Below are 4,248 nucleotides of genomic sequence, written 5' to 3'. Positions count from 1 at the left end.
GTGATGAATGCGTCGAGAACATCCATCACAGCAGGGCTACGGGCCCTTCACATAACTGGGCCCGTACCCGTTTTCACCACCAACCACGGAGAGCCGGCAAATGGCGCGAGGCCATGGAAGTCTGCGGCCGTATGGTTCTTCCCCACATTCCTACTTCCTTAGCTCCAAGCGTCGACGTACGTACTGCGCTGCCCCTGCCTTTCAACACAACTCCTGCCCGGTGCTTCCAGGGGCAGACCCCGGGTGTCACCAGAGTCGCCAAAGGATTCGTATTGAATCAAGCAGAAATGGTGGAACTCGTGGCCGCAAGCGATGGAAGCGAGCAAGTCATCCACCCGTTCCTTGGGGGGAAGGAAATGCTCAACAAGCTCGTGGTCGATCGATGGGTGATCGATATTCCCGAGCAGGACCTCAGAACCGCTCGGAGCAAATATCCGGCCGCATTCAAGCACCTCGCCGAAGTGGTGCTCGGTGTGCGTGAGGAGAAAGCCAGAGAGCAAACGGAGAAGAACGCTGCCGCTCTAGCCGACAATCCCAAAACCAAGGTCAATTCCCATCACATCGGCTTCCTTCAAACCTGGTGGCAGCTGAGCTACAGGCGGCGCGAGATGCTGTCCGCGATTGCCCCGTTAAGCCGCTACATTGCGACCTCTCGCGTAGCCACGGTCAATCGCCCTACCGTATTCGAGTTCGTTGATGCCAGCATCCATCCCAGTGACGCCATGACCGTCTTCGCACTCGATGACGACTACTCCATGGGCGTCTTGTCGTCTTCGATCCATCAGAGTTGGATCGCAGCTCGGTGCTTCAGCTTCAAGGGTGATCCTCGCTATACGTCGACTACCGTTTGGGACTGCTTTCCCTTTCCGCAGGCGCCATCCTCCGACGACATGGCGGCCGTGAGAGATGCAATGTCAGCCATTCTGTATCTGCGCGAGGAGGCACTTCTAGATGGCGAGACTCTTGCCGTTCAATACGACGACTTGCGTATGCCTGGGAAAAACCAGCTTAGGGAGCTCCACCACGCCTTGGACGCAGCGGTATTCAAGGCTTATGGGTTTTCCCCTGAAGATGAAATTCTGACGCAACTGCTGGCCCTTAATCTGGAGCTGGCTGACCAACCGAGTCTGGGTCGTTCTCCGGGGCCATGGGGACTCGAACAGCCGTCCGTCACGGGTTTTAAAATTGCTCCGCCACAGATGAGCTTGACGAAATGATCGGCGTTTCTGAGCCCGTGAGCGAAGTTGATTCGGCCGCTAGTTCGGGAAGCGTGGTAATGGTGCGGGAAGCTCCCTCTGTGGAAGCTCCGAGTGTCCATACAGTAGCGGCCGACTCTATGACGATGTATTCGTTCAGAGAACTGCTCGATGTCATAACTGCAAAGGAGGCTGCCGCACGGAAGGACAAAGACAGTTGGGGACGGCTCCATTCCGTGGCGAGCGAACTGGCCAGGAGCGAGCGCACGGATGAGGAGATCCTCGTCTATGGACGGCGATGGAATATGGAACACGCTTCCATACACGGATTCCGGGGCATCCTTAATGAGCAACCCTTGGAGATCAGCTTCGACCCCAGTCCGGGTATCACGGTTCTGCATGGACTTAACGGCTCAGGAAAATCGAGTATCAGTGATGCGATCGAGGTCTGTCTAACTGGACAGACTCCTTCCGCGTCCGGAGGAACGGCAGGAAAAGCACCTCTCTGGGATCCGGTACATCTCGGACGAGGATCCTCCGCTGCGCGTGTCGAAATCACCTTGGAATCCGAGGGAACACGACTGCTGCTTAGCTGCACTATTGATGAATCTGGAAGTGTTGTCTCACATACCGCCGAAGTCGAAGATCGAGAAGGCCAGCGTGAGCTAGCGCTGGGCGAATCGTGGACTCAGATACTTGCGAGCCATTCTCCAGTATTCGCATACGCGGCCCTGGAGCGCCGCGTTCAGCTAAGCAAGGACCTCGCGACATACTTCGAGGGACTCTTGGCGCTTGGAGGCAGTTTTGTTGCGCTTCAGGACACTATCGCAGATAGGCGCGCCACCGCTGACGTTGCCTTCAAGAAATGGCAGCGGGCAAGAGATGCTTGGACGCGTGAATTGAACGCGCTAGACGAGGCCTGGGGCGTTGAAGCTGCATCAGCAAGACTGGAAGCAATCCCTGTTCCAGAGATTTCCGCCTCAATTGACGACTGGCTTGAGAGCGCTGGCCTTTCGGAATCCGGTGTGGAAGCAAAGTCGATACCCTCGGACGCGCCAAAGCGTCTGAGAGCTCATGCGGATGAATTTATTGCGAGTAGCGGAGTCTTCGAAGAATCGAGTAAATCGGTCCAACAGAGTCTGTTTCTCGCCCTCGACAGGCTTCACACTGAAGCTCAAAGTCGTGGCCTTGAAGACGGGGACTGCCCGGTCTGCGAAACGCCCGACGCCAGCTGGTTATCGACGTTGGGCCGCACAGTCGCCAACGCGCAAGAGCTGTCGCTGCTCAAATCCAGAGTCGATGCAGCAATCAAGGCCCTATTTGAATCTGCAAATACTCTTCTGCGTCCAACGATCGAGATTGGGCTGGATCTGCCGCGAGGCGACGGGCACCATCGAACGAGTCTTGAGGGCCAGCGTCTCTTGCACAAGTTGCAAGCCGCGGTCGAGGGCCACGGACTCGGGCCCCATCACTTGGTTCTTACAGCGTCAACCGATCTCGCGAACTGGTTGAAGGCGGAAGAGGTCGGGCTACTCCTGGCCGAGGCGATCGCACAAACAGATCGGCTTAAACAATGGGGGCTAGCCCGGGCGCGAGCGGCAACAGAGTTCGTATCAACGTGGCGTCAAGAGCAGGCCCTAGGAACAGACTCCCCGTTGTGGGGGAATACCGTCAAACGAGTGGAAGAGCTACGTGTTTTCTTGCGGAAACAACGAAGCGGTTCCTTACAGACAAGAGCAAATGAGCGCGTCCAGGAGCTATTGGCCGATGCTGACCTTCGGCTGGAGAGCCTCACGGTGATGTCGACCAAGGCTTCCATGGAGCTACTCGACACCAATGACAATCACGTGGAACTTGGGATGCTGAGCGCAGGCCAACGCAACGCGGTCCTATTGGCTCCGCTTCTTGCATCAGTTGACGCCGGTCCATTCGGTTTTCTAGTCCTGGACGACCCGGTTCATGCTTTCGATGAACTGCGCATTGACCGATTGGCAGGGCTGCTCGCGAGCATCGCGAAGGACAGGCGCGTCATCGTTTTAACCCATGATGAACGCCTGAAGGAACACTTGGCGGCGCGCGCCATTGACTGCGACACGAGACGAGTAGAGCGAGATCCCGCAGTTGGGACTGTCTCTATCGCGAAGAGTAGCGAGGCATGGGATCAATTGCTGACTGACGCCCGCACGATTCTGGACTTCGCCGTGGCCGCCGACGGCTCGGCCGAGAAGGTCACAGGCACCGTGCGCGCGCTTTGTCGGATAAGTCTTGACAACGCTGTACGCAGCTTTGTCGTACGAAATGCGGTTCAACACAAGCGGGACGTGCGGCAAGATCTAAAAACGATCGATGCGAAATTTCAAACCGATCAGAGAATGGCATCTGCCGCTGAGTTGTGGCCTGCATCGATTTCACCGAATCCCGTATTTACTGCTATTCGAGATGCTGGCCCCTATTTGAGCGGATGGAATGGAGCGGTTCACGGCAACGAGTCGCACTCCGTCGCGACCGTCGAGGAGGTAAAGGCTGCTCGCGCAGCATGCAAACGGTTGGGAAAGTGGAAATGACGCTCCACGAGTTGCCAGCCGACACAGCGGCGCGCGTGTCGGTAGTCGAGTTGCGGCAGCGGCTCGAACTTCTTGCAATGGAAGCGTTCATTGGTGCTTTCCAAGGGAGAGACTTGGAATGCCCCCAAGATAAGATCAAGGACCGTCTGAGCTATGTTTTGGTTACTCACCACGGCAAAGTTTCTATGTCGGAACTCTTGGGACTAGTGAAGGCTGCCCGCCACATCTACACACGAAGCTCGGATGTCTTGCATGGGCGAACAAACATGGTGAATCTTCCGAGAGTCCTCATTGAAGAGTGGGAAGAGGTGATTCGACGCCTAGAGGCCATCAGCCAGCGGCCATGCCTTCCCCTAACAATCAGCCGTTTGGGCTGCTGCGGAGATTTCGGACGGTTACGTCCCGCTGAGTGGTGGAGTTTCTCGACACCGTGCAGGTCAGTTCTCTGATTATGCTGCAGCGAGTTCGGGAAGCAAAATCGCCTCCTC

Annotated in this window: 2 protein-coding genes; both read left to right on the top strand. The window is 56.6% G+C overall.

From position 1 onward, the window contains the following. Nucleotides 1–272 precede the first annotated feature (272 nt). Nucleotides 273–1,217: a type IIL restriction-modification enzyme MmeI gene (locus tag B0G38_RS23030; RefSeq protein ID WP_264671630.1), complete on the top strand. Its 945-nt coding sequence runs from the start codon at nt 273–275 to the stop codon at nt 1,215–1,217. A gap of 119 nt (nt 1,218–1,336) precedes the next feature. Next, a complete protein-coding gene (locus tag B0G38_RS23025; protein WP_264671629.1) occupies nt 1,337–3,760 on the top strand; it encodes an ATP-binding protein in 2,424 nt (807 codons plus the stop codon). Nucleotides 3,761–4,248: the final 488 nt, after the last annotated feature.

Source organism: Crystallibacter permensis (assembly GCF_025960875.1).
GTDB lineage: Bacteria > Actinomycetota > Actinomycetes > Actinomycetales > Micrococcaceae > Crystallibacter > Crystallibacter permensis.
The sequence above is the reverse complement of the archived record's forward strand: the minus strand, read 5'-3'. Positions and strand labels throughout refer to the sequence as shown.

Bases quoted from the DNA above. Each gene is read 5' to 3' on its own strand.
- B0G38_RS23025 (WP_264671629.1), top strand. From the start codon at position 1,337: ATGACGATGTATTCGTTCAGAGAACTGCTCGATGTCATAACTGCAAAG.